Source organism: Catenibacterium sp. co_0103 (assembly GCF_004168205.1).
Taxonomy (GTDB): domain Bacteria; phylum Bacillota_I; class Bacilli_A; order Erysipelotrichales; family Coprobacillaceae; genus Catenibacterium; species Catenibacterium mitsuoka_A.
In genome coordinates, this window is record NZ_RCYB01000017.1 from 1 (window position 1) to 25,338 (window position 25,338).

Here is a 25,338-nt window from a genome sequence, read left to right on the forward strand (position 1 = left end):
TATTGTTGGAATATTTCTGAGTGAACTGATAAAGAGAAGCTTTCTTAGGCTTTAATACTTTGTTTGACATATGATTATACCTCCATCTAATTTCTAATCTAATTATAGAACAGATGGGAAATTCATGTGTCCGGTTCAGCTTCATGAACGCCGTTTAATCGGTGCTTATGAAATTTAATTTTCACTAACCTGTGGTTTGTGGGTATTCAAAAAATAGGTTAAAAAAAAGGGCTTTAAAATTAAAATTAAATTAAAATCAACTCGCAATATTTTAAATATTTGCTTATAGAAGTATCTTTGGATAAAAGAAAAACAACCCTTTCGGGTTGCCTTATAACTTCTTTAATGTTTCTTCTACATCATCTAGAATCTGACTGAACTTAGTTAAAGCTCTAGATACAGGTTCTGGTGTACTAAAATCTACACCTGCATGCTTTAATTCATCTAATGGATAAGCACTACCACCCATTGATAAGAATTCTAAGTATTTCTTTACTGCACCATCTTCATTATTAAGAATTGCTTCACTTAAAGCAACTGCTGCACAATAACTTGTTGCATACTTATAGACATAGAATGGTCTATAGAAATGAGGAATTCTAGCCCATTCATACTGTACTTCATCATCAATGACTAGATCTTCACCAAAATAATCTTTAATCAAATTCTTATATAATGTATTCATGCTTGCTGCAGTGATGGCTTCTCCTCTTTCAGCCATGGCATGTGCATCTCTTTCAAATTCTGCAAACATAGTCTGACGATAAACAGTACCCTTGAAACCTTCTAGATAATGGTTTAATAAAGCTAAACGTTCTTTAGGTTCAGTTGTCTTCTGTAATAACTGTTCTACAAGTAAGTTTTCATTGACTGTAGAAGCGACTTCAGCCACAAAGAGTGTATAGTCTGCATTCTGTGGTGTCTGTGTATGGTTAGAAAGCCATGTATGCTGTGAATGACCCATTTCATGGGCAATTGTACTGACACTATCTAATGTGCCTGTAAAGCTTGTAAGGATGTATGGATTAGAGTCATAAGTACCACTAGAGAAAGCACCACCACGTTTACCATTGTTAGGATAAACATCAATCCATCTATCCTTATAAGCCTGTTTTACTCTATTGACATAGTCTTTACCAAGTGGTGTGACTGCATCTAATACCATCTGCTGTGCTTCTTCATAAGTATATGACTTAGATGATCCTGCAACTAGAGGTGTATAAACATCATAATAGTGTAGTTCATCTAAACCAAGCATCTGTTTTCTTAAACGTACATAACGATACATTTCAGGCATGAACTTTCTTACTGTATCTACTAAACTATCATACACAACACCAGGTACATGTTCATAAGCCATGCTCATGGCTCTTGAAGACTCATAATGTCTCACCTGTGCTTCTGCCACTGCTTCTTTAATACATGCATTATATGTAAATGCAAAGGTATTAATATGCTGTTTGAATCCTTTATAGAAAGATTTAAATGCATTTAATCTAAGTGTACGGTCTTCACTCATCTGTAAAAGAATATAGTTAGACTGGTTGAGTTCATGGACTTCTCCATTTGAATCAGTCACTGATTCAAATGTCATATCAGCATCCTGTAAGCTTTCAGAAATCTTACTAGGAGCCCCTAATGTTTCTGTAAAAGCAGCTAGAAGTGCTTCTTCTTTTGCGCTTAATACATGAGGTTTCTGATCTAATAACTTCTGCATATTGAATGCATAAGGCTTTAAGTCTTCTGAATGTACAATTGATTCCAAAACTTCTTCATCAAGTGATAGGATTTCTGGTTCAGCAAAGCTGATTGCTGTTGCGTAAGCTGTATAGACCTGATACGCTTTTGCTTCCATTGCCTGTGCGTCACTATCTCTTGTATCTTCACAATTTCTAAGTGATGCATAACAATAGAAATCAGATAACTTCCTACCTAAATGGGTATCAAAATCAAAGAATTCTCTGATTGTTTTCGCATTATTGAGTTTACCCTGGTATTCAGGTAGTTTCTTAATCATTTCATTAAGTTCAGGTAATGCGTTATTCCATTCTTCATCATTTTTAAAAAGTGTTGAGAGGTCCCACATATATTGTGGATCCATATCTTTACGTTCTTTCATTGTTTCTGCCATAGTGCTACTCCTTTCAATGAGTTAGTTATAGTATACCACTCATTTGTGTTTCATACACAAAAAAAGATGATCCACTAGGAATCATCTCTTAAATAATTAGTCGTTTAAAGCTTCGATCATAGCTACGTATGATTCAACCTGTAATGATGCTCCACCAACTAAAGCACCATCGATGTTTGGCTGTTCAAGTAAAGCTTTTAATGTAGCAGGCTTTACAGATCCTCCGTACTGAATTCTTACTTTTTCAGCAACGTCCTGACCATAAAGTTCAGCAACTACACCTCTAATGTAACCACAAACGTCTTCTGCGATTTCATTAGTTGCAGTCTTACCAGTTCCGATAGCCCAGATTGGTTCATAAGCGATAACTACTCTTTCAGCAGCTTCAGCTGTAACATCCTTGAATGCAGCAACAACCTGAGTCTTAACTACATCATGAGTCTTTCCAGCTTCATATTCTTCTAAAGATTCACCAACACAAACGATTGGAGTCATACCGTTGTTTAATACCTGAAGCATCTTTAAGTTAACAGTTTCATCAGTTTCACCGAAGTACTGTCTTCTTTCAGAATGTCCTAAGATAACCCATTCAACACCGATTTCTTTTAACATTCCAACGCTTACTTCACCAGTATAAGCACCACTGTCTTTGAAATGGCAGTTTTCAGCAGCAACGATTAAGTTCTTTGCGCCTTCTTTAGCAGTTGCTAAATCTAAGAAAGGAGTAGCAATACCCCAATCAGCTTTATCAGTTACTTTACCATCAACAGCAGCAACAAATTCCTTTGTTTCTGCGATGCCATGGTTCATTTTCCAGTTTCCTACAATAATTGGTTTTCTCATTTTAAATTATATCTCCTCGAAAAATTATTTATCGTTGATAGCAGCGATACCTGGTAATACTTTACCTTCCATATATTCTAATGATGCTCCTCCACCAGTAGAAATATGAGATACCTTATCAGCGAATCCTAACTGCTTAACAGCAGCTGCAGAGTCACCACCACCGATGATAGTGTTAGCACCCTTAAGGTTAGCTAACATGCTACATACAGCTTTAGTACCTTCTGCGAACTTAGGCATTTCGAATACACCCATAGGGCCATTCCAGATAACTGTCTTAGCACCTTCAAGTTCTTTAGCAAATAATTCAACAGTCTTAGGACCAATATCAAGACCCATGTATCCTTCAGGTACATCTTCACCAACAACCTTGATATCTCCATCTTCACCAAACTTACTGCTTACTACAGAGTCGATTGGAAGGATTAACTTATCTCCACCCTTTTCGATGAATGACTTAGCTAATTCTACCTTATCTTCTTCAACTAATGAAGAACCAACTGTATGTCCCTGAGCTTTAGCGAAAGTATAGCACATACCACCACCGATAATGATCTTATCAGCAATGTTTAATAAGTTTTCGATTACACCGATCTTAGAAGATACTTTAGAACCACCTAAGATAGCTACTAAAGGTCTTTCTGGATCAGATACAGCCTTACCAATATAAGCGATTTCCTTTTCTACTAAGAAACCTGCAACTGCTGGTAAATGAGCAGCAATTCCTACAGTTGAAGCATGAGCTCTATGAACTGAACCGAATGCATCTTCTACGAATACATCACCAAGTGATGCCCAGTAAGCACCTAATTCAGGATCGTTCTTAGTTTCACCAGCTTCATAACGAGTGTTCTGAACTAAGATAACCTGTCCGTTTTCAGCGTTCTTAACTGCTTCTTCAAGTTCAGCACCGCGAGTAGCGTTTACGAACTTAACATCTCTTCCTAATAATTCAGCAAGTTTAGGAGCAACAACAGCCATATCGTTCTTAGCTTTGTCTTCTTCCTTCTTGATCTTACCTAAGTGAGAGAAAAGTACAACAGCCTTTGGGTTGTGTTCTAATAAGTAGTTGATTGTTGGTAATGCAGCAACAACTCTGTTATCGTCTGTAATTTCTCCTGTGTCTTTGTCTCTTGGTACATTGAAATCTACACGTACAAGAACTGTCTTGCCTGCGACATCAATATCTCTAATTGTTAATTTATCCATTAATTATCATCCTCCTACGACGAATTATAGCACAATTAAATATTTATATACAATCAAAAATACTATTCTTACCAATTATCTGTTTACAGATGAAGCAATTTTATGGTATGTCCATCTTTTTCCTCTAATAGCAACGCTTAACGTCATGATATTTTCAGGTAAAGCCATACCACACCATCCAGCATCACCGATATGCTGAATGTCTACACCACATCTTTTATTCACAATCGCGATTTCTCTGACTGTTTCAGTATCTGCACCTTCCTGGCTTGTACCGATTGCAGATAGTGCTAATGCATTATGTGCATGAATATATTCACATGCTTTAGTCACTGTTGCTTCAGATAATCCTGGTACTGTATTTACAGCTGGCATTAAGATAACATCAGCCCCCGCATCAATGAATTCCTTGATTGCTTCTAAGTCTACTACTGGTTCATTAACACCAGCACCATGCATCTTACCAGCAATAATTAAGCCCTTGAAATATTTCTTAGCTTCCTTAATTGCAGCAGCAATTGAATGATTAGATACACCAACACCTGGGTTACCTGTTAAACAGATGAAGTTGAATCCTAATTCCTGTGCTTTCTTAAATGTTTCTGCAGTTGCCTGTCTACCAGATGCGATTGTCTGTCTTTCTTCAAGCATATCAGCATCTAAGTCTACTGGTTCAAGGTTACATCCTACTGGTCTACCAATTAATTCCTGTAACTTCTTAACTGGTTCATCACATTCTGGCAAACCATTGATCACTGGATTATTGCAATCAAATACATTTAAAAGAACCATATCACTACCAAAAGAAACAGCGAGTTCCGCATTCGTTAAGTCTCCTAATAATGGTGGAATAGCCACTACTGTTTCAGTCATGACAGTTCTTCCTTCACATGCAAGAATAGACTGTTTTAATTCTTCTCCATTCATTGCAAGCATTTCACTTGTTGTACAATTCAATAATCTTTTCATATTTTATTCCTCCGTAATTGCTTACATTATACTACATCTATCCGGAGATTTCTTCTATATAATATTTAATTTTTGTAAGGCATTGAAAATGCCATCTTGATTATTGGTACTTGTTACGTCTTTTGCGATATTTTTAATATCATCAGGCGCATTTCCCATCGCAATACCCATTCCTACACTTTCTAACATCTCTTTATCATTATAGTTATCACCAAAAGCGACAATATCCTGTTTATTAATAGAATAATAGTCACATAGATGATTAATGGCATCTGCTTTAGTGACTCCTTCATTCATGATTTCTATTAAGATATCTGAAGAACAGGCAATGGAACAATGAGGAAACCTTTCTTTTAAGCTTTTTTCTATCTCTTTTGTATAAAGAGGATTACACATACATAATAGCTTATGTATTTTTCTAGAAGGATCTAAAGAAGAAAGTGTACCTTTCTGTGCTTCTGCTTTTACTATACGTTCTTCTCTTAATACACGGGGATCATCTTTATCCTCTACTAACCAATCATGTAATGCATAAATATTAATAGTACAATCAAACTTCTTTTCTTTAATAAAAGTAATGACTTCTTCTGTCTGTTTATAGTTCATCCCGTTTTCATATAATACCTGTCCCTTTTCATCTAAGATGAGTCCTCCACTAAAACAGATCATTGGACAAACAATATCATTCTCTTTCAGTATTGGATATATACCTTCTGGACTTCTTGCAGAGACAGGTAAAAAAGGAATATCTAAAGATTTAATAGCGTCTCTTGTTTTAGGACTCATATGATGGTCATCTGTAAGTAATGTGCCATCAATATCACTTAATATACATTGATACATATTGTTACCTCCAAAAAAATGAGCATCACAATCGGTGATGCTCATATAATTAAATTTATAAGTTGATAGGATTATTGAATTAAATCTAATATCTTATTGACGTTGTTTCTACCATTTCTAATTCCAAGCCCAATGATCACAGATATGATTACACAAAGCACCATACCAACAATACCTACGATTCTTGTTATAAGAGATGTAGGTCCAAATAAAATGAACGCAAGGAATAATGAGGAAAAAATGATTGAACACTTTAGCCATCTCTTTAAGTTGTTAAGCATCTTAGTTTGATATTTTACTTCTTCTACATAATGTGATTTAAGCTCTTTATTCATGATAGAACGCTCCTTTATATTAGTATTTTAATCCAGGGTTGAAGAATCCAATAACAACACCTACGAAAGCAACAACTACAAGTAATAACATTACTTTGATAGGAGACATTTTCTTCTTAGATAATAGATACCAGCAAAGAATAACGAATGCTGCTGTTAAGAATCCAGGATATACACCATCTAATGTTTTCTGTAATTCTAAGAAAGGCTTAGTTGCACCAGCTGCAGTCATTGTGAATGAAGTTTTGATACTTACCCAAGTAGCTGCAACAGCACCAATAACGATACCACCAAGCATTGTGATAGATTCTCTTAGTGCTTCACCCTGAGGACCTACTAAGAAGTCTACGGCTTTACCACCAAGTTCATAACCTTTGAAGTATAAGAACTTCATTCCAAAGTATGCGAATAAGTTCCATACGATGATATAGAAGATAGCACCAAGAGGAGATCCTCCAGTACTCATACCTAAAGCGATACCTAATAAGATTGGAATTACAGTACCTACAACTAATGAGTCACCAATACCAGCGATTGGACCCATTAAACCAGCACGTAAACTATTGATTGTTTCATCATCTACATCTTCAGCACCATTTGCACGTGCTTCTTCAAGACCAGCAGTCACACCAACGATAACAGTACCTAACTGAGGTTCAGTGTTAAAGAAAGCTGTATATGTTTTTAAAGCTTTTGCCTGATCTTCTTTGTTATCATATAACTCTTCAATAATTGGTAACATTGATGTCAAGTAACCAAATGTCTGCATGTGTTCCTGTGAGAAACATGTAAGGTGTCCATAGTACCAATGATGGAATGATTTTGATAGAGTTTTCTTTGAAATCTTCTTTTCCATTTTAGATATCCTCCTCGTCATCATCATCTAAATCATCTGCAGCAACAGCAACAGCTGGTTTTGATAAAGAAAGCATTTTAATTTTATAATTGATTAAAGCGAACATACCAGCAATTAATGTTGCAGATACTAAGTTAATGCCAAGTGAAGCAGCTAAAGTGAAACCAAAGAAGAATGGAATGAAATCTACTGCTTTAGTTACAATCTGTTTCAATAAGATAGCAATACCAACACATGGTAATAATGAACCAACAGTGAATAATGTCTTCATAGCAAGACCATCCATTGGTAAGTAAGTCTTGATTAAGTCAACCATTGGTGCACCCATTTTACACATGATTAATGTTGGAATGAATGAACAAATGATATGTGAGATCCAAGGAAGTACCCAGTCAACTGTATATAATTTCTTGAAATCACCTTTTTCAACTGCAGTCCAGCCAATATGCTGCCATGCTAAGTTGATAGTCGCTGTTCCATAGAATAATACTGTACCTAATGTACCAACCATTGAACCGAATGAAGTAGCAAGACCCTGTGCTTCTCTTGAAGCAGGATTTAAACCATAAGAATGAACCGCAATCATTGCAAGTGGGATACCAATGTAGCTGACAGCACGAACGTCTGCAGATACTGTTCCACCAGGAGTAACTAATGCGATATAAACTAACTGCATAGCGATACCAACAAGAATACCTGTCTTTAAATCGCCTAAGATAAGACCACAAATTAAACCACCAACTAAAGGTCTACCTAAAGTGTAGTTACCAATAGAAGTACCACCTAAACCTGGCATACTTGATAAACAAGCAAATAGGCCAAGTAGGGCAGCTTGAAACCAACTAATTTCCATAATTTTTTTCTCCCTTAAATATAATATTTGTTAATAACCGAATTTACCTTTGAAATCATCCCATGTACCAATTGATACATCTGGTAATAAGGCAAATTTGATTTTATAACCTGCTTTAGAAATTCTTTCGAATGCATCTGCTTCTTCCTGAGTAATAGACTGGTTATTACCAAGCTTTACAGCGCCTTCACGGTCATTACAAGGACCAACAATAACTGTATCAATACCACACTTGAATCCCTGATCTACTAGGATTGTAGCCATATCAACAGGATTCTTAGTGATTAAGAAATACTGAGTATCAGAGTCTAATACCTTCTGAGATTTCTTAGCGAAAGCATCAAGTGTCCAGACAAATGTCTTTTTACCACTTGCAGCTTTATAAGCAGCCTTTAATACGCTGTTATCTGCTGCTTTATCATTAACTGCTACTAAACCATCACAAGGATATTCTCTAGCCCAGCGAGTACAAGTCTGACCATGAATCATACGGTCATCAATACGAATAAATGAAACTGACATTTTTAGTTTCCTCCTTAAATATCGTCTTCTTCGTCATCATCTGATGCAAGTTTAAATTCTTTTAATGCTTCATGTGCTTCACCAAGTACTGCCTGAGGAAGCATTTCCTTATCCATGTTATCCTTCATTAATACTGTAGTTAATGCAAGTGGAAGGTTCATACCACCAAGGACAACTGTATTATTTGTTAAACCTTTTTCATTAATTACATTTAGTGCAGTAGTTAATGGTGATCCACCAATTAAGTCACCAAGAAGAATGATTTCATCTTCTGCAGTAATTGGACTTACTGCTTCTTTGAATACTTCTGCGAATTCATCTGCAGTCTTACCATTTTCTAATCCAACTGCAATAACTTCTTTCTTTTCTCCAGCTAACATAGTAAGTGCATTGGCTAATCCCTTAGCAAACTCACCATGGCTTACAAGTACTACATATTTCATTTCTTTTCTCCTCCTGTGACTACATTCTAGCATTCAAACGCTTTCAATCCATCTGTCTAAAGTCATATCTTTAATATGACATTTGTCATATTAAAAAAAGAGTGGTTAAACCACTCTAATCATTGAGATATTTGTTTACTTCTTTTTGTAATTCTATTAAAGAAAGATCAAAGTCATCACTTGAACGAACAATCTTTGTAATGTTGTTATCAATCATTGTCATTGCTGAATCATATTTCTTAAACTTCTCTCTATTACGGGCAACAAGAAGTGCTTGATTCAATAAAGACATACTCATCTGACTATCTCCTGATTCTTCATCTAACATATCAATAATAGTCTGAGATTGTGCAACCTTCTTTAAAGGTGAAATACCTTGAGAATAGTGTGTTAAAGACTGCTGAGTCTTCGTATCATTACATAGTTCTTTTAGTAAATCCCAGGCCTGTGATTTATGATAAGATTTACTACTCATCCCCATAAGTAATGTAGAAACCTGTGTACTACCTTTATCTTTACTTACTGTTGGCATTTTAAGGCAATCCCATTCAAATGTAGAATACTTCTTAATACGCCATGGATAAGGTTTATAAGTACGATAGACTGATAAAGAGAGTGGTGAAAAAGCCACTAAGCCTTTATCAAATTCTTCAGAAGTGACACTATGTCCCTTATTAAGATTATTAAGTTTCCGATAGAATTCTAATGCATTTCTAACAGCACTTTGTTCCAAGAAACATTTTGTTCCTGTTTCATTAAATACTTGTGTTCCATATCCATAGATAGAATAAAGCCATTTATAATCATAACAGCCATAATAGTTATTAGAATACTCACTTACTTTCTTGCATATTGTATAGAAATCTTCCAAGGTCCAATCATTATCAGGCATATCAATATGACATTCTTCTAAGAGTGTTTTATTCACAAACATGAGTGTTGGATCACATTCATAAGGTAATGCGTATTGGTGCTTAGAATAGGTACCTGCCTTTAAAACACTTGAATAATAATCTTTTGAACTAAATGTCTTATCATGATTGATATATGTATCGATATTTGCCAGTGCCCCAATAGAACCTAATGTATTAAAATCATCATCAAGAACCATAAAGACATCTGGTTCCTTCCCTCTCACAATCTTATCAGAAAGCCATGAAGAGTAATCACTCTTCATAATACCATTCTCATACTTTACTTTTACTCCAGGGTATTTCTTTTCAAATCTTTCTATAGCCCCATCAATAATCTTATAGCTTTCACCACTTGGTACACCCCAGTTACTTCCAGAAAAAACACCTAGTTCTAAAGTAATGGTATTAGGATAATTAACCACTATCATAAAGAAAAGTGATAATACTACAATACTTAATACAATTTTAACCCTATTCATCGTCAATCGCCTTTGTGAGTAAACCACTCTCTACTGCCCATATCGCAAGTTGAGTACGGTCTCTTAAGTTTAATTTAGAGAGTATAGAGCTTAAATAATTTCTGACTGTTCCTTCTGATAAGAAGAGTTTCTGGGCTATTTCTTTATTAGATAAGCCATATCCTACATGCTGTATAACCTTCCATTCTGGTTTACTTAATGTTTCTACATCTTTTTCATCTACTTTAATCGTATAGTTGTTCTGTTGCATCTTAGAGAACATACTAAAGACTTTTGTCGCAATATCAGGATTAATCATTGCGCCTCCGGCATTGACTGTCACAATTGCTTTATAGAGTTCATCCATTGATACACCTTTTAATAAATAACCACTCGCACCATAACGCAAAGCACTAAAGACAAAGTCATCATCATCAAAAGTAGTCAATATAATAATCTTTGTATTAGGATATTTCGCCTTCACTTCCTTAGTAGCCATAACACCATCCATACCTGGCATACGAATATCCATTAAAATAACATCAACAACATACTTTTCTAAACATTTTAATACTTCAAAACCATCTGATGCAGTATCTACCACATCAATATCAACATGTGTACTTAATACTATCTTTAATGATTCTCTAATCAATTCCTGATCATCTGCAATCATTACCTTAATCATATAGTTCTCCCTCCTGCAAAGGTATAGTGACAATAGTTAAGAAACCATGATGACCATCATAAGCGACCTTACCATTAATCATACCTAAACGTTCTTTCATCTGTTTTAATCCAAAACCATAATGAATCTCTTCACATCCCTGTCCATTATCCTGAATCTTTAGATATAAACTATTATCTTCTATATATAATGAAATATCAATATGTGTTGCATCACCATGTCTTACTGCATTCGTAACACTTTCCTGAATAACTCTAAATAAGATATCTTCTTTAGTATTTTCAAAATCTACTTTATCTAAACGATAATCTAGAGAAATTGTGAGGTCACTGACACTTGTGAATTCTTCAATCATATTTTCTATAGCCCCTTTAAAGCCATGCTGTTCAAGAGCACCAGGACGTAATTTATTTAAAGAGTTACGCACATCCACAATTCCTTGTCTGACTACTTTACTAATGACCATTAATTGTTTCTTGGTTGCTTCTGGATTGATATCAATCATTGCAATGCAGGCATCTACACCTGCTGCAATACCTGTTAAAGCATGGCCTAAAGTATCATGGATTTCACGAGCAAGTCTTTTTCTTTCTTTATCTTCCGCAATCTTTTCACTCACTGCCGCATAATTCTCTAATTCATGATTGACTTGATGTACCATGATTAATTCCCGAGTCATACGTTCATTTTCCTGTACTTCATTCGCAATATAAATCATTAAGAAGAGAATAAAGAAAAGAAGATTAATAATGTCTAAGAAGTTAATACCAACCTGCAATAAACCTCTAGTCGTACTTGTATAAACTTCGAAATAAGCATCCGCATTTACAAGAGGAAATGATGTATTAAAGAAATCATAGTTAGATATTATAAGAAGTAAACTTAAAGGAATTGTCAGCCATTTGACATATTTATTCTCTTTAAATCTAAATAATGCATCACAGAATATTAAATAGATAATACCATTATAGCTAAAATAAAGAGATTTCATTATGAAAAATCCTAGAATTGTTTCTATAGAAAGAAAGAGAAGATTCTCAAAAGGATATTCTTTAACACGATAATCAAAGAAATTCATTAATACAATAACACAGCTAAAAAGAATTAATGTTTCAAAGAAGATCAAACCTGGGTTCTCTGGGATATAGTTTAAAGAACTTAGAAAGTCTCTAGAAAGATTATTCGCAATAATATAGTTTGTACTGAACATAAATATCATTGCGTAACATGTGATCATAAAGAAATTCCAAGACATCATAAATGTACGGATTCTTTTTAAGCTAATACTTTTCAACATTATTGCCACCCCTTTACACTATAGGAGTCGATATTGTCTTTAGTAATCAATGTGACAGGTACTTCAATAATTTTTGGAATATCTTTTCTTTGAAGAATATCATACATCTTCTTTGCAGAGAGTTTTCCAAACATAAGTGGAGATTGTGCAGCTGTACCTGCAATAAGCGGGCTCTGTTTAATAAGTGATTTTAAATCTGGTGTGCCATTTACTCCATAGACAATAATATCTTGACGATTTAATGATTCTATGGCAGCGAGTGCACCTAATGCTGAAGGATCATTTAAAGCCATCACAACATCAACATTTGAATGCTTTTTTAATATTGTCTGCATTAAAGGCATCGCACGTTCTAGCTGTCCTTCGCATTCTGCAGAGTCTATAATTTGATATTGTGGATAATCTTTAATAGTATCTACAAATCCCTGTATTCTTGAAGCTGCTGATTCGACAGTAGAATGTTTTAATAAGACAATATTGGCTGATTGCATTCTTTTCATCATATTTTGAGCACATAAAACACCTGCATTATAATTGTCAGATTCAATAACACAATCAATCAAATCTGTATTATCTACAGACGCATCTATCGCAATCACTGGAATTCCTGCTTTTCTTGCAGATTCTAAAGAAGGAAGCTTCTTTGAATCAATAGGATTCACAAAAATACCATCCACCTTCTTTGATATAAATTCCTCTATCTGTTCATTCTGTTTATCTGTATCAAGTTCAGGATTACGTACAATAAGTTCATCCCCGTTTTGTTCTATTTCTTTTCTTAATTCGTTATTAATCACTTCATAGAAAGGGTTGTTCATAGTCATATAAGTTGCCCCAAAGACAAGATGAGTCTTTTGTGGTGTTAAATAGCTTGTATAAACTGTTCCTAATAGTGTTGCAACAATAAGCCAAAAAATGATATAAAGTGACTTCTTACTTCTTTCATCCATAAATCTCACCTACTTGTGTACATTTTAACATAATTCTCACATCCTCTAAACGATAAAAATGCAGAGATTATGATATTATTTGTTACAAATGATATAAAAGGGTCTATAATATATATAGGCAAGGATAATCTCATTGTATTTTTTTAAATGGCCGAGGAGATGATTTCTATGTTAGATATGAGAATTTTAAGTGATCCATATGAAGAAGAATGCTTTCTAATACTAAAAAGCAACCTTCCTAAGATGAAAAATGAGGATGCATTAGAACTCTATATAAACTTAAAAAAGTCTTATAAGAAAGACAGAGGTTTAATGCGTTATATCTTTGATGAAACAGAAAAGATTGCACAGAAAATAATAACTATCTAGCCAAAAAAAGAAGGTTCGCGAGAACCTTCTTTTTAGTATTCACTTGGGACAATAACCGCAAGAATAATATAAGCGAGAATACCGCTTCCTCCTAGCGCTGTAAATGCAACCCATCCTAATCTGACAAGAGTAGGATCAATCTGGAAGTATTCCGCAATACCTCCACATACGCCAGCAAGCATACGGTCATGTGCTGAACGATATAATCTTTTGTTCATTTTTACCCCTCCTCACACATAGTATCATATTTTCTTTGATATATATAGAATAATAAAAATAGAATAACACCTATTGTACTTATGATACATGAAAGGGTATATCCTGGAGGAGTAAATGTGATCTTAATTGTATGATCCCCTTTTGAAATACGACATCCTAAGAATGCTTGATTGACTTTTTCTATATTGACTTTCTTATTATCAATATACATTGTATAACCCTTTTCATAAGGGATACGTGTAATAAAGTAACCATCTTGAGAGACATTGATTTTACCTTCTAGTGCATTGGATGATTTCTTAACATCTAATGGATCAACTGTCTGATTTAATGCAGAAGCAGGAAGTGTATACATCTTAATATTTTTAATAATATAGTCACCTTTAGAGAGAGTTACTTTTAATTGATTACTTGTAGTCACATAAGTGAAATGTGTATGAGGATGATAATAAGGATTCTTAATACTAGCGAGTTTATTCTTCATTCCATTGACAGTAATAGATACACCCTTAAGAGGTTTCTTATTCTCAATATCTGCTTCTAATACAACGATTTCATTGTTTGTTTGACGATTCAATGTGATTTCTTTTTTCTGTTTTTTAGTAATATGATAAGATTTCTTGAATCCTGGATCTTCTTTAATAAACTGACTTTGATAATGTGTATCACCTTTATTCACAATCGCACAATTCACAAGTGTATCTAGAGTATATGGATAAGAGAGTTGTCTAAAATGTTTTTCACTCATTAACTGGCTTGTTGCATAAGCTTGAGGTAAAGAAGTATTTGATTGATAAAGTTTCACATTCTTATCTTGATCCCTTAAAGAATAACCATAAGGGGCATTTCTTTTAGAAATAACTGTATCAATACCAAGTGTTTTAAGGTAGAAGATATTGTCTGTGTCATTCTGGGCTACACGGTTATTTGTAGGAACAGGGCTTCTTAATGTATCAAATAGGAATTTATTGTAATGTTTATTATTAGTAGATGTATAGCCTGATACACGTCTAAATAGATAACCATGAGTTTGATTGACATTCTGTCTTGTAGTCAAATCTGCGACTGTATGCATCTTATTTCTTCTTACTAACTGTGAAACATTCTTTTCTGATTTCTTTGGCTTATAGAATGAAGAAGGTCCATTAATAAATGATACGACCAGCATTGGAATCACAAGATATCCATACAGTACATGCTTTCTTCTTTGGAGTAAGATAAGAAGCGCAAATAGACAATCTACAAGTGCTGAGAATGGATATTCAATAAAGAATAATGGAATCATTAGTAACAGTACAGAATATCTAGAAAGTGTAACATCCCCTTCTTTAATCTTTACTAACATCATACACATGATATAAGCCACGATTGGAATAAAGACAATCATGATCTTACTTCTTGCATATAAGAAACCATTCATAATAAACCACACAAGTGGAGAGTAGAATGATACAAGAGTGACAATAGAAAGCTTTCTTAGCTGTTTATCACTTAAGGCAAGAACTAAAAGAATGTATGAGATATATGTAAGACCGCATCCATATTTACTATAAAGTAAACCTTTTAAATTAAGAGAAGGGATGAATAAAGAAGACAATTGTGTTGGTGCACCAGATTTACCATTCATTAATATAATATAGAGTGTTGGGATTGTCAGTATTGCGGTTAATAGGACAATTAATATATATGATATAAAGAGCTTTTTCCATTCTTGAGGATAACGATAAAGTAAATAAATGAAACATACAATAAAGCATCCAATACAATAGAAATAGCTATGAAGTACAATCATACTGCCACATAGTGTAAAAGCTGCAAAGTTCTTCTTTTCTATACTTATCAAAGCGAGGAATAAGTAAGGCATATAGTTCACAAACATGATCTGTTTATGTGAATGAAAGAAGATACTTGATAATAATACAAGCAAGCTGACAAAGATACAGATGTTTTCGTTATCTGTATGTTGTCTTAAAAAGATATAACAACAAATAACAGAGAGTGTCAGCATCAATACACTATAGGCAATAATGATTGTCTGCATATTTACATGTATGAGTAATGCACCTATAAGAATATCTGGTCTTAAGTATCCATAATAAGAGAAGTGATAGATATTTCCTCCACCCATTAACTGTTTCATATAAGTAGGAAATAGTGTTCCTTCGCTTCTTATTGCATGTCTTAATGCATCCGCAATAACTACATGCTGGCTATACCAGTCAATTGTGTTACCAAAGACATTGGATGTAAGTATAAAGACTAATGCGATAGATAGTAGACCAAGTAGACAAATGGTGCGCTTGTCTTTTTTAGTCATGATTTTCACCTCGATACTATTGTAAGAAATAAATCTTAAATTTAGACTTAATTAAATCTTAAATTCACTTAATTTTTGTAAATTTTATGTTTAAGAAATCTTAAGAATTCTTTTAAGGTTTTTTAAATAAAGAGATGATATTGTAAAAATGGGTGATAAATATGAATAATTTAAAAATGTTAACAATTAGTTCTTTGTTGATGATTAGTTCATTATTTGGTTCTAATCATACAATTAAGCATAAGAAAATGATTGATGGATTAAATCTTAAGAATATAGATTCTGTGATGTTTGTAGCACATCCTGATGATGAAACTATATGGGGTGGCAGTCATCTTTTAAAGAAACATTATCTTGTTGTATGTTTGACTAATGGTAATAATAAGGTAAGAAGAAAAGAATTTATGAATGTCATGAAAGCAACAGGTAATACAGGTGTTATGTTTAATTATCCAGATAAAACAGATGGACAAAGAGATAATTGGAATAAATCAAGAAAATATATCAAGAATGATGTACACTATATATTAAGTAAGAAGAAATGGAAAACTGTTGTGACGCATAATCCTGATGGTGAATATGGTCATACGCATCATCAGATGACTTCTTATATAGTAAGTAAAGATAGTCGTGTGGATATGAATCAGTTAGTCTATTTCGGCAGGTATTATAAAAAGAAGAATTTGCCTCATAATCTTAATTCTATAAGTCAAAGTGATTTAAAGAAGAAGATGAAGTTAACAAGTATGTATAGTTCACAATCTAAGGTTATGGATCATCTTGGACACATGTTACCTCATGAGAACTGGGTGAAGGCAAAAGATTGGAGATAGTTATGAATGAAAAAATCATGGTAGTAGATGATGATCAAGATATACGTGAAGTGATCCAGGTGTTATTGTCTAGTGAAGGATATAATGTCATAGAAGCAAGTAATGGGAAAGAAGCATTAGAATTAGTGAATGATGATACAGATCTTATTATTCTTGATGTGATGATGCCTGAGATGAATGGGTATCAAGCGTGTGTATTATTAAGAGAGAAAACAAAAGACCCTATTCTCTTTTTAACTGCAAAGGGGCAGGATAGTGATAAAACATTAGGTTTTTCTAGTGGTGGTGATGATTACTTAACTAAACCATTCTCTTATAATGAGTTAAATGGACGTGTGAAAGCATTACTGAGACGCTATCATGTATATCAGGGTAAAGGTACTACACAAGAAAAACAGATTATATATAAGACAGGTAATATAGAAGTCAATAGTGCGAAACGTACAGCATCAATAGATGGAGAGAAACTCAACTTAACAGATTTAGAATATAATATTCTAGAATATTTATTAATGAATAAGCAACAGGTAATTTCTCCTAGTCAATTATTTGAAGCTATCTGGCATGAAGAGTATTATTATGGGGCAAATAATACAATCATGGTGCATATTAGACATTTAAGACAGAAGATTGAAAAGGATCCTACAAATCCTGAACATATCAAAACAATCTGGGGTAAAGGATATTATTGTGAGTAAGAAATATGTAAGTCTTGCTTATAAAATTTTCTTTATATTAATTGCCTCAAGTATGTCTGCAGTATTGGTATATAGCTGTTTTAGAGAACAGATTCCTCACTATTATAGTTTTATAGATGAAGTAGCTGGTATAAAAGATAAAAGAAACAAGTTCTTTAAAGAGTTTAAAGAAAAAGCGAAAGATGTAAATTTAACTGATAAGAAACAGGTTAAGAAGTTAATTAAAACCAAAGATCCTTACTTGTCTGTTTATATTTATGATAATAAGAATGAATATTATGTTGCCGCTAATTATGCTGATTTTCTTACTCAACCTGTAAGTGTGATTACACCACTTTATATCTTACAGACAGACTTTGAAACAGATGCATATAATATGGTTTATACAAAAAATGTGCAGTTTAAGGATCAAAAGGCTGAAGTAGAACTGTATGATATGAACTTACTGAAGTATATTAAGTATTATTTCTATGTTGCTTTATTTACTTCTTTCCTCACATTCCTTCTTCCTGCTTTCTTTTTTATTCGTCATAAGGTTAAATATATTGAATGTTTAAAACAGGAAATACTCAATATGTCCCAGGGTGATTTATCTCATCCTATGACAATTCAAGGACGTGATGAACTTGCAGTACTTGCTCATCAAATGGATGGTCTAAGAGTGACATTACAGGAAAATAATGAGAAAGAAATGGAAATGCAGCAGACACATCATGATTTGATTACTGCCATGTCACATGACTTAAGAACTCCTCTCACAAGTTTAAGAGGTTATCTGGATATTCTTGCCTTACATTGTTTCAAGGATCAGGAACAGATGGATAACTACTTACATAGATGTATTGACAAAGTAGAACAAATTAAAGAACTCTCTAATAAGACATTTGCCTATTCACTCGTTTTTGAACAGAATAGTCATCCTAAATTAGAAAGTATGTCTACAGAAGCACTCTTAAACTATATAGAAGAGAATCTTAACTATTTAGAATTAGAAGGTTTTATCATTCACAAAGACATTAAATACATAAAAAAAGAAGTCCTTTTGGACTTCTCTATGATCAAAAGAATGATCAATAACCTCTGTTCTAATATTCATAAGTATTCCGATAACCATGTAGATATGACTCTTACTCTTGATGATTCTTTTGATCTCCTCTTAACCAATAAAAAGAAGAGTGACTTATCTAAAGTAGAAAGTAATAAGATTGGTTTAAGAAGTGTTAAACGTATTGTAGAACTTCATAATGGAACATGTTCTATTGAAGAAAGTGAAGAAACATTCTCCATCCATATCTCTATTCCATTAAAAAAGGCTTGATTTTATTCAAGCCTTTTTAATTACTTATTAATATCTGCTTCATCAAATACTTCCGCAATAGAGCTTCCTGGCGCAACCATTGGGAATACCTTGTCATCATCATCAATAATACATTCGATTACAACTGGGCCATGATAATCCACTGCTTCCTGTAAAGCAGGCATTACTTCTTCTTTCTTAGTGACACGGATAGCTTTACAGCCTAATCCTTCTGCCACCTTACAGAAGTCCACCTTATCATGAAGTACAGTGTTACTATAGCGTTCACCATAGAATAATGTCTGCCACTGTCTTACCATTCCAAGTACATGGTTATTAAGTACTACTTCAATGATTGGGATATTGTAACGTGATGCAGTAGCTAATTCATTGAGGTTCATACGGAAACATCCATCACCTGCAATATTGAATACTAACTGATTAGGACAGCCATATTTAGCTCCTATTGCAGCACCTAGTCCATAACCCATAGTACCAAGTCCACCAGAACTTAAGAACTGTCTAGGACGTCTATAGTGATAATACTGAGCTGCCCACATCTGGTTCTGACCTACTTCAGTTGTAATAATAGCCTGAGAATCAGTGAAGTTATCAATCTGTTCAATAACATATGGACCAGTTAATCTAGACTGATCATATGTTAAAGGATAACGATCCTTTAATGTACGTATTTCTTTCATCCATCCTGGATGATTCTGTTGTGTTAAAGTTAAATTAATAGCTTCAATAACATCTTTTGCATCTCCGACAATACCTAAATCAACAGGCACATTCTTATCGATTTCTGCGTCATCGACATCAATATGAATAATCTTCGCATTCTTCGCAAATGTATCCACATTACCAGTAATACGGTCACTGAAACGTACACCAATCGCAATCAATAAATCACATTCTGATACACCGATATTACTTGCTTTAGTCCCGTGCATTCCTAGCATTCCTGCATAACGTGGATTAGTGCCGTCATATGCCCCTTTACCCATTAATGTATCAGTCACTGGTGCATCGATTTTTTCTACAAATTCTTTTAAAGGTGCACTAGCCTGAGAGGCAATACATCCACCACCGACAAATACGAATGGCTTTTCTGATGCTTCAATCATTTCTACAGCCTTCTTAATTGAAGATGTAGGGAATGTATAATTACGGCTGCCAATGACATCTGGCACCTTTTTAGTATATTCACAAGAACCTACAGTCGCATTCTTAGTCATATCAACTAATACTGGACCTGGACGACCTTCTTTCGCAATCTGGAATGCTTTACGAATAGTTGGAGCCAATTCTTCTGGTGATTTACAAATAAAGTTATGTTTAGTAATAGGGATAGTCACACCCTTGATATCAATTTCCTGGAAAGCATCTTTACCTAAGGCATTAACACCTACGTTGGCAGTTAAAGCAACTAAAGGAATAGAATCCATCATGGCTGTCGCAATACCTGTGACAAGGTTAGTGGCACCTGGTCCACTTGTTGCCATACAGACACCCACTTTACCAGTGGCACGTGCATAACCATCGGCCGCATGAGATGCACCCTGTTCATGAGATGTAAGGACATGATGAATCTTATCCTGATACTTATATAAACTATCATAGACTTCTAGGATTGCCCCTCCTGGATAGCCAAAGATAGTATCAACGCCCTGCTCAAGAAGGCTTTCTACTACAATGTCCGATCCTTTCGTTAACATTTTTGGATTCTCCTCCTTTACTTATCATTTGGCTGTAATACAGCTCCAGTATTGGCACTTGTTACCTGTGCAGCATAACGTCTTAAGTAACCTGTAGTGATACGAGGTTCTCTTGGCTGCCATTTAGCACGACGTGCTTCTAATGTAGCATCATCTACAGCTACATTAATCTTATTATTTGGAATATCAATAGAGATCATATCTCCTTCTTCAATTAAAGCGATAGGTCCTCCTACTGCTGCTTCAGGAGATACATGTCCAATAGACGCCCCTCTAGTTGCTCCTGAGAAACGACCATCTGTAATTAATGCAACATCTTTATCAAGTCCCATACCAGCGATTTCACTTGTAGGAGATAACATTTCTCTCATACCAGGACCACCTTTAGGACCTTCATAACGAATAACAACAACATCACCCTTAACAATCTTACCAGCACGAATTGCCCTGATTGCATCATCTTCACTATCAAATACTCTTGCTGGTCCAGTATGTGTCATCATTTCAGGTGCGACTGCAGCTGCCTTAACGACACAGCTATCAGGTGCAATATTACCCTTTAATACTGCAATACCACCTGTTTTCATATAAGGGTTATCAACAGGACGGATGATTTCTGGATCTAAGTTTACACATCCTGCAATATTTTCTTTAATAGTCTTACCAGTACATGTGATACCTGTTGTATCTAAGATACCTAATGAATCAAGTTCATTCATGACTGCAAATACTCCACCAGCATCATCTAAATCTTCCATAAATGTAGAACCTGCTGGTGCTAAGTGACAAAGGTTTGGTGTATATTTAGAAATTTCATTCGCAATTTCAAGATTTAATTCAACGCCTGCTTCATGTGCGATAGCTGGTAAATGAAGCATTGAGTTTGTAGAACATCCTAAAGCCATGTCCACTGTCATCGCATTCTTGAAGGCAGCAGGAGTCATGATATCTCTTGGTTTGATGTTCTTTTCTACTAATTCCATGATCTTCATACCAGCATGTTTTGCAAGTCTGATACGTGCTGAATAAACAGCTGGAATAGTTCCATTACCACGAAGACCCATACCGAGTGCTTCTGTTAAACAGTTCATAGAGTTCGCTGTATACATACCTGAACATGAACCACATGTTGGACATGCTTTTTCTTCAAATTCTTCAAGATGAGCAGCATCTAGAGTACCTGCATTATATTGGCCAACAGCTTCAAATAGTGAAGAAAGACAAGTCTTCTTACCATTTAATTTCTTACCTGCAAGCATTGGTCCACCTGATACAAAAATAGTTGGAATATTTAAACGAGCCGCTGCCATTAATAAGCCTGGGACGTTTTTATCACAGTTAGGGATCATAACAAGTCCATCAAACTGATGTGCTGTCGCAAGACATTCTGTACTATCTGCAATGAGTTCTCTGGTAACAAGTGAATATTTCATACCTGTATGGTTCATCGCAATACCATCACATACTGCAATCGCAGGTACTTCAACTGGTACACCACCAGCTAAATAAACACCTTTCTTAACTGCTTCACTGATCTTATCGAGATTCATATGACCAGGAACGATTTCATTATATGAACAAACTACCCCGATTAGAGGTCTTTCTAATTCTTCTTCTGTCATGCCTAAGGCATTGAAGAGTGAACGATGAGGTGCACGTTCTACTCCCTTTTTTACATTATCACTTCTCATATTACCCTCCTAAAGTCTTTCTACTACAGCATCACCCATTTGTGATGTAGATACTTTTGTCATTCCTTCTTTATAAATATCAACTGTACGGATATTATCCGCAAGAACCTTTTCTACTGCTTTTTCAATACATGCTGCTCCTTCATCCATATCAAATGAATAACGTAGCATCATAGCAGCACTTAAGATAGTTGCAAGTGGATTCGCAATATTCTGTCCTGCAATATCAGGTGCACTGCCATGGCTTGGCTCATACATACCTAGACTGTCTTCACGAAGTGAAGCACTTGATAACATACCAATAGAACCAGTAACCATAGATGCTTCATCACTTAAGATATCCCCAAACATATTCTCAGTGAGGACAACATCAAACTGTGCTGGATCTTTAACTAACTGCATGGCACAGTTATCTACAAGCATATGTTCTACTTTTACTTCTGGGAAATCCTGAGCCACTTCATTCACAATCTTACGCCATAAGCGAGACGTATCTAAAACATTAGCTTTATCCACACTTGTAAGTTTCTTACCACGTTTCATCGCAATTTCAAATCCTCTTTGTGCGATACGTCTTATTTCATGTTCTGAATAAACAAGATTATCATGAGCCACTAATTCACCATTGATTTCTTTTGTATTTCTTTCACCAAAATATAAACCACCAGTCAATTCTCTTACGAAAATCATATCAAAACCTGCTTCTGATGTGCTTTCCTTTAATGGGCATGCACCTGCAAGTTCTTTATATAAATAAGCAGGTCTTAAGTTTGCGAATAAACCTAATTCTTTTCTAATCTTTAATAATCCCGCTTCTGGTCTTAATGTAGGATCTAATTTATACCATGGAGATGTATTAGTATCTCCCCCAATAGAACCTAATAATACAGCATCACTGTTTTTTGCGACTTCTAATGCCTCATCAGTTAATGGGACTCCATAAGCATCAATAGAACAGCCTCCCATGAGGATATTCTTGTAATTGAATGTATGATTATATTTCTTTGCGATGGCATCAAGTACCTTAATTGCTTCATTCACAATTTCAGGACCGATTCCATCACCTTTAATAACCGCAATATTCTTTTCCATATCCTCTATCCTTTCTTATTATTGACATAGTTTACAAGACCACCCTGTTCAATAATCTTCTGCATGAATGGTGGGAAAGGCTGACCCTGATATTCTGTATTCTTAGTGAGGTTATAAATCTTACCTGTTTCATAATCTACTTTTACTTCATCACCATCATCAATACCATCTACGGCTTCTGGACATTCAAGAATCGCAAAACCGATATTAATAGAGTTACGATAGAAGATACGTGCAAAGCTTTTTGCGATAACACATGAAACACCTGCTGTCTTTAATGCAAGAGGGGCATGTTCTCTTGATGAACCACATCCAAAGTTCTTCTTTGCGACAATAATATCACCAGGCTGAACTCTTTCTACAAATGTAGGATCTAAGTCCACCATAGCGTGGCTTGCTAATTCTTTGGCATCAAATGAATTAAGATATCTTGCTGGAATAATAACGTCTGTATCAACGTTATCACCATATTTAAATACTCTACCTTTAGCTTCCATTAGTTATTACCTCCGAATTTTTCTGGATTTGCGATATAACCTGCAATCGCACTTGCAGCTGCTGTTTCTGGAGATGCAAGATAAATTAATGATTCTACATCACCCATACGTCCAACGAAGTTTCTATTTGTAGTAGAAACACACTTTTCACCTTTCGCAAGTACACCCATATGACCACCCATACATGGACCACAGCTTGGTGTATTGACAGCACATCCTGCTTCTACAAATGTTTCTAGAATACCTTCTAGGATACACTGTAAGTAAATCTTCTGAGTAGCTGGTACAACCATCACTCTCACATTATCAGCGACTTTCTTACCTTTAAGAATAGCAGCTGCTTTTCTTAAGTCTTCCATACGACCATTTGTACATGATCCAATAACAACCTGATCAATATAGATTTTATCCATTGCTTCAATTTCATCCACTGTCTTTGCATTACCTGGAAGATGAGGGAAAGCAACAGTTGGTCTAATAGCAGATAAGTCTACATCTACCACTTCTTCATATTCAGCGTCTTTGTCTGCTTCATAGATCTTATATTCACGTTTAGCATGTTTATCTAAGTATTCAATAGCGGCTTCATCAACAGGGAAGATACCGTTCTTAGCTCCTGCTTCAATAGCCATATTACAAATAGTGAAACGATCTGCCATAGATAATTCTTTGACACCCTCACCAGTAAATTCCATTGATTTATATAAAGCTCCATCTACACCAATACGTCCAATAATATGTAAAATAACATCCTTACCAGATACATATTTTGGTAGTTTGCCATGAAGATTAAATTTAATGGCTGAAGGTACCTTGAACCATAACTGTCCAGTCGCCATACCTGTCGCAATATCAGTTGTTCCTACACCTGTAGAGAAAGCACCAATAGCCCCATAAGTACAAGTATGTGAGTCTGCACCAATGACAGCATCTCCTGCCACAACAATGCCGCTTTCAGGTAAAATAGCATGTTCTACACCACATTTACCCTGTTCCATATGATGTGTTAATCCCTGCTCACGAGAGAATTCTCTGATTGCCTTTGAGTTCTCTGCAGATTTAATATCTTTATTAGGTGTAAAGTGATCTGGCACTAAAACAACCCTATCTTTATCAAAGACCTTATCAGCCATTTTCTTAAAGATTGGTAAAGCCATAGGTCCTGTAATATCATTTGCCATTACAATATCTACATTTGCTTCAATTAATTCACCTGCATGAACTTCTTTTACTCCCGCATGATCAGCTAAGATCTTCTGCGTCATTGTCATTCCCATTAGATATAATCCTCCTCAA

General features: G+C 34.8%; 25 protein-coding genes. 4 read left to right on the top strand and 21 right to left on the bottom strand.

The features are described from left to right. Nucleotides 1-331: 331 nt before the first annotated feature. The 14 genes from pepF to EAI80_RS04635 form a co-directional block, all read right to left on the bottom strand. Complete coding sequence (pepF, locus tag EAI80_RS04570) at nucleotides 332-2,131, bottom strand: oligoendopeptidase F (protein ID WP_129981102.1); 1,800 nt, start codon at nucleotides 2,129-2,131, stop codon at nucleotides 332-334. 96 nt (nucleotides 2,132-2,227) lie between these two features. Next, nucleotides 2,228-2,974 carry a triose-phosphate isomerase gene (gene tpiA / locus EAI80_RS04575; protein ID WP_022425257.1) on the bottom strand — a complete coding sequence of 249 codons (747 nt, stop codon included), beginning with the start codon at nucleotides 2,972-2,974 and terminating at the stop codon, nucleotides 2,228-2,230. 24 nt (nucleotides 2,975-2,998) lie between these two features. Further along, a complete protein-coding gene (locus EAI80_RS04580; RefSeq protein WP_129981103.1) occupies nucleotides 2,999-4,183 on the bottom strand; it encodes a phosphoglycerate kinase in 1,185 nt (394 codons plus the stop codon). Between the two features lie 75 nt (nucleotides 4,184-4,258). Continuing rightward, nucleotides 4,259-5,152: a hypothetical protein gene (locus EAI80_RS04585; RefSeq protein WP_055232838.1), complete on the bottom strand. Its 894-nt coding sequence runs from the start codon at nucleotides 5,150-5,152 to the stop codon at nucleotides 4,259-4,261. A 54-nt stretch (nucleotides 5,153-5,206) separates the two neighbouring features. Beyond that, complete coding sequence (locus EAI80_RS04590) at nucleotides 5,207-5,995, bottom strand: Cof-type HAD-IIB family hydrolase (protein ID WP_129981104.1); 789 nt, start codon at nucleotides 5,993-5,995, stop codon at nucleotides 5,207-5,209. Between the two features lie 71 nt (nucleotides 5,996-6,066). Then, complete coding sequence (locus tag EAI80_RS04595) at nucleotides 6,067-6,330, bottom strand: hypothetical protein (RefSeq protein WP_129981105.1); 264 nt, start codon at nucleotides 6,328-6,330, stop codon at nucleotides 6,067-6,069. A gap of 19 nt (nucleotides 6,331-6,349) precedes the next feature. Next, complete coding sequence (locus tag EAI80_RS04600; protein ID WP_129981106.1) at nucleotides 6,350-7,186, bottom strand: PTS system mannose/fructose/sorbose family transporter subunit IID; 837 nt, start codon at nucleotides 7,184-7,186, stop codon at nucleotides 6,350-6,352. Between the two features lies 1 nt (nucleotide 7,187). Then, nucleotides 7,188-8,039 carry a PTS sugar transporter subunit IIC gene (locus EAI80_RS04605; protein WP_129981107.1) on the bottom strand — a complete coding sequence of 284 codons (852 nt, stop codon included), beginning with the start codon at nucleotides 8,037-8,039 and terminating at the stop codon, nucleotides 7,188-7,190. A gap of 30 nt (nucleotides 8,040-8,069) precedes the next feature. Next, complete coding sequence (locus tag EAI80_RS04610; RefSeq protein WP_117458485.1) at nucleotides 8,070-8,561, bottom strand: PTS sugar transporter subunit IIB; 492 nt, start codon at nucleotides 8,559-8,561, stop codon at nucleotides 8,070-8,072. 14 nt (nucleotides 8,562-8,575) lie between these two features. After that, nucleotides 8,576-9,004: a PTS sugar transporter subunit IIA gene (locus tag EAI80_RS04615; RefSeq protein ID WP_129981108.1), complete on the bottom strand. Its 429-nt coding sequence runs from the start codon at nucleotides 9,002-9,004 to the stop codon at nucleotides 8,576-8,578. Between the two features lie 115 nt (nucleotides 9,005-9,119). After that, nucleotides 9,120-10,397: an extracellular solute-binding protein gene (locus EAI80_RS04620; protein WP_129981109.1), complete on the bottom strand. Its 1,278-nt coding sequence runs from the start codon at nucleotides 10,395-10,397 to the stop codon at nucleotides 9,120-9,122. Then, nucleotides 10,390-11,064 (bottom strand): response regulator transcription factor, encoded by a 675-nt coding sequence (locus EAI80_RS04625; protein ID WP_129981110.1) that lies wholly within the window; start codon nucleotides 11,062-11,064, stop codon nucleotides 10,390-10,392. Before EAI80_RS04625 ends, EAI80_RS04620 begins: the two co-directional genes overlap by 8 nt. Further along, a complete protein-coding gene (locus tag EAI80_RS04630) occupies nucleotides 11,057-12,361 on the bottom strand; it encodes a sensor histidine kinase (protein ID WP_129981111.1) in 1,305 nt (434 codons plus the stop codon). Before EAI80_RS04630 ends, EAI80_RS04625 begins: the two co-directional genes overlap by 8 nt. Continuing rightward, complete coding sequence (locus EAI80_RS04635; RefSeq protein WP_238634420.1) at nucleotides 12,361-13,311, bottom strand: sugar ABC transporter substrate-binding protein; 951 nt, start codon at nucleotides 13,309-13,311, stop codon at nucleotides 12,361-12,363. Before EAI80_RS04635 ends, EAI80_RS04630 begins: the two co-directional genes overlap by 1 nt. Before the next feature lie 168 nt (nucleotides 13,312-13,479). On the opposite strand from EAI80_RS04635, the gene EAI80_RS04640 reads away from it, so the two are divergent. After that, complete coding sequence (locus tag EAI80_RS04640) at nucleotides 13,480-13,680, top strand: hypothetical protein (RefSeq protein ID WP_129981112.1); 201 nt, start codon at nucleotides 13,480-13,482, stop codon at nucleotides 13,678-13,680. 32 nt (nucleotides 13,681-13,712) lie between these two features. On the opposite strand, the gene EAI80_RS04645 is transcribed toward EAI80_RS04640, so the two are convergent. Then, nucleotides 13,713-13,898 (bottom strand): PspC domain-containing protein, encoded by a 186-nt coding sequence (locus tag EAI80_RS04645; protein WP_022425271.1) that lies wholly within the window; start codon nucleotides 13,896-13,898, stop codon nucleotides 13,713-13,715. A gap of 2 nt (nucleotides 13,899-13,900) precedes the next feature. Further along, a complete protein-coding gene (locus tag EAI80_RS04650) occupies nucleotides 13,901-16,216 on the bottom strand; it encodes a YfhO family protein (protein ID WP_129981113.1) in 2,316 nt (771 codons plus the stop codon). A 161-nt stretch (nucleotides 16,217-16,377) separates the two neighbouring features. Here EAI80_RS04650 and EAI80_RS04655 point away from each other — a divergent pair, with 161 nt between their 5' ends. Genes EAI80_RS04655 through EAI80_RS04665 form a run of 3 tightly spaced genes read left to right on the top strand, consistent with a single transcriptional unit; the run spans nucleotide 16,378 to nucleotide 19,065 of the window. Continuing rightward, on the top strand, nucleotides 16,378-17,049 hold the full coding sequence (locus EAI80_RS04655) for a PIG-L family deacetylase (RefSeq protein ID WP_238634422.1): 672 nt from the start codon (nucleotides 16,378-16,380) through the stop codon (nucleotides 17,047-17,049). A gap of 2 nt (nucleotides 17,050-17,051) precedes the next feature. Further along, a complete protein-coding gene (locus tag EAI80_RS04660; RefSeq protein ID WP_129981114.1) occupies nucleotides 17,052-17,747 on the top strand; it encodes a response regulator transcription factor in 696 nt (231 codons plus the stop codon). Continuing rightward, nucleotides 17,740-19,065, top strand: coding sequence for a HAMP domain-containing sensor histidine kinase (locus EAI80_RS04665; RefSeq protein ID WP_129981115.1), 1,326 nt, complete (start codon nucleotides 17,740-17,742; stop codon nucleotides 19,063-19,065). Before EAI80_RS04660 ends, EAI80_RS04665 begins: the two co-directional genes overlap by 8 nt. 20 nt (nucleotides 19,066-19,085) lie before the next feature. On the opposite strand, the gene ilvB is transcribed toward EAI80_RS04665, so the two are convergent. The 5 genes from ilvB to leuC are packed head-to-tail and all read right to left on the bottom strand — an operon-like array spanning nucleotide 19,086 to nucleotide 25,319. After that, the gene (ilvB, locus tag EAI80_RS04670; RefSeq protein WP_129981116.1) at nucleotides 19,086-20,762 is read right to left on the bottom strand and encodes a biosynthetic-type acetolactate synthase large subunit; all 1,677 of its coding nucleotides are present in this window, start codon (nucleotides 20,760-20,762) and stop codon (nucleotides 19,086-19,088) included. Nucleotides 20,763-20,779: 17 nt separating this feature from the next. Then, nucleotides 20,780-22,453, bottom strand: a complete 1,674-nt coding sequence (gene ilvD / locus EAI80_RS04675) for a dihydroxy-acid dehydratase (RefSeq protein ID WP_129981117.1) — start codon at nucleotides 22,451-22,453, stop codon at nucleotides 20,780-20,782. A 9-nt stretch (nucleotides 22,454-22,462) separates the two neighbouring features. Continuing rightward, a complete protein-coding gene (gene leuB / locus EAI80_RS04680) occupies nucleotides 22,463-23,545 on the bottom strand; it encodes a 3-isopropylmalate dehydrogenase (protein ID WP_129981118.1) in 1,083 nt (360 codons plus the stop codon). Nucleotides 23,546-23,550: 5 nt separating this feature from the next. Continuing rightward, a complete protein-coding gene (gene leuD, locus EAI80_RS04685; protein ID WP_006505167.1) occupies nucleotides 23,551-24,042 on the bottom strand; it encodes a 3-isopropylmalate dehydratase small subunit in 492 nt (163 codons plus the stop codon). Then, entirely contained in the window at nucleotides 24,042-25,319 is a 1,278-nt protein-coding gene (gene leuC, locus EAI80_RS04690) for a 3-isopropylmalate dehydratase large subunit (RefSeq protein WP_129981119.1), read from the bottom strand. The genes leuD and leuC overlap by 1 nt, the downstream gene beginning before the upstream one ends. Nucleotides 25,320-25,338 lie beyond the last annotated feature (19 nt).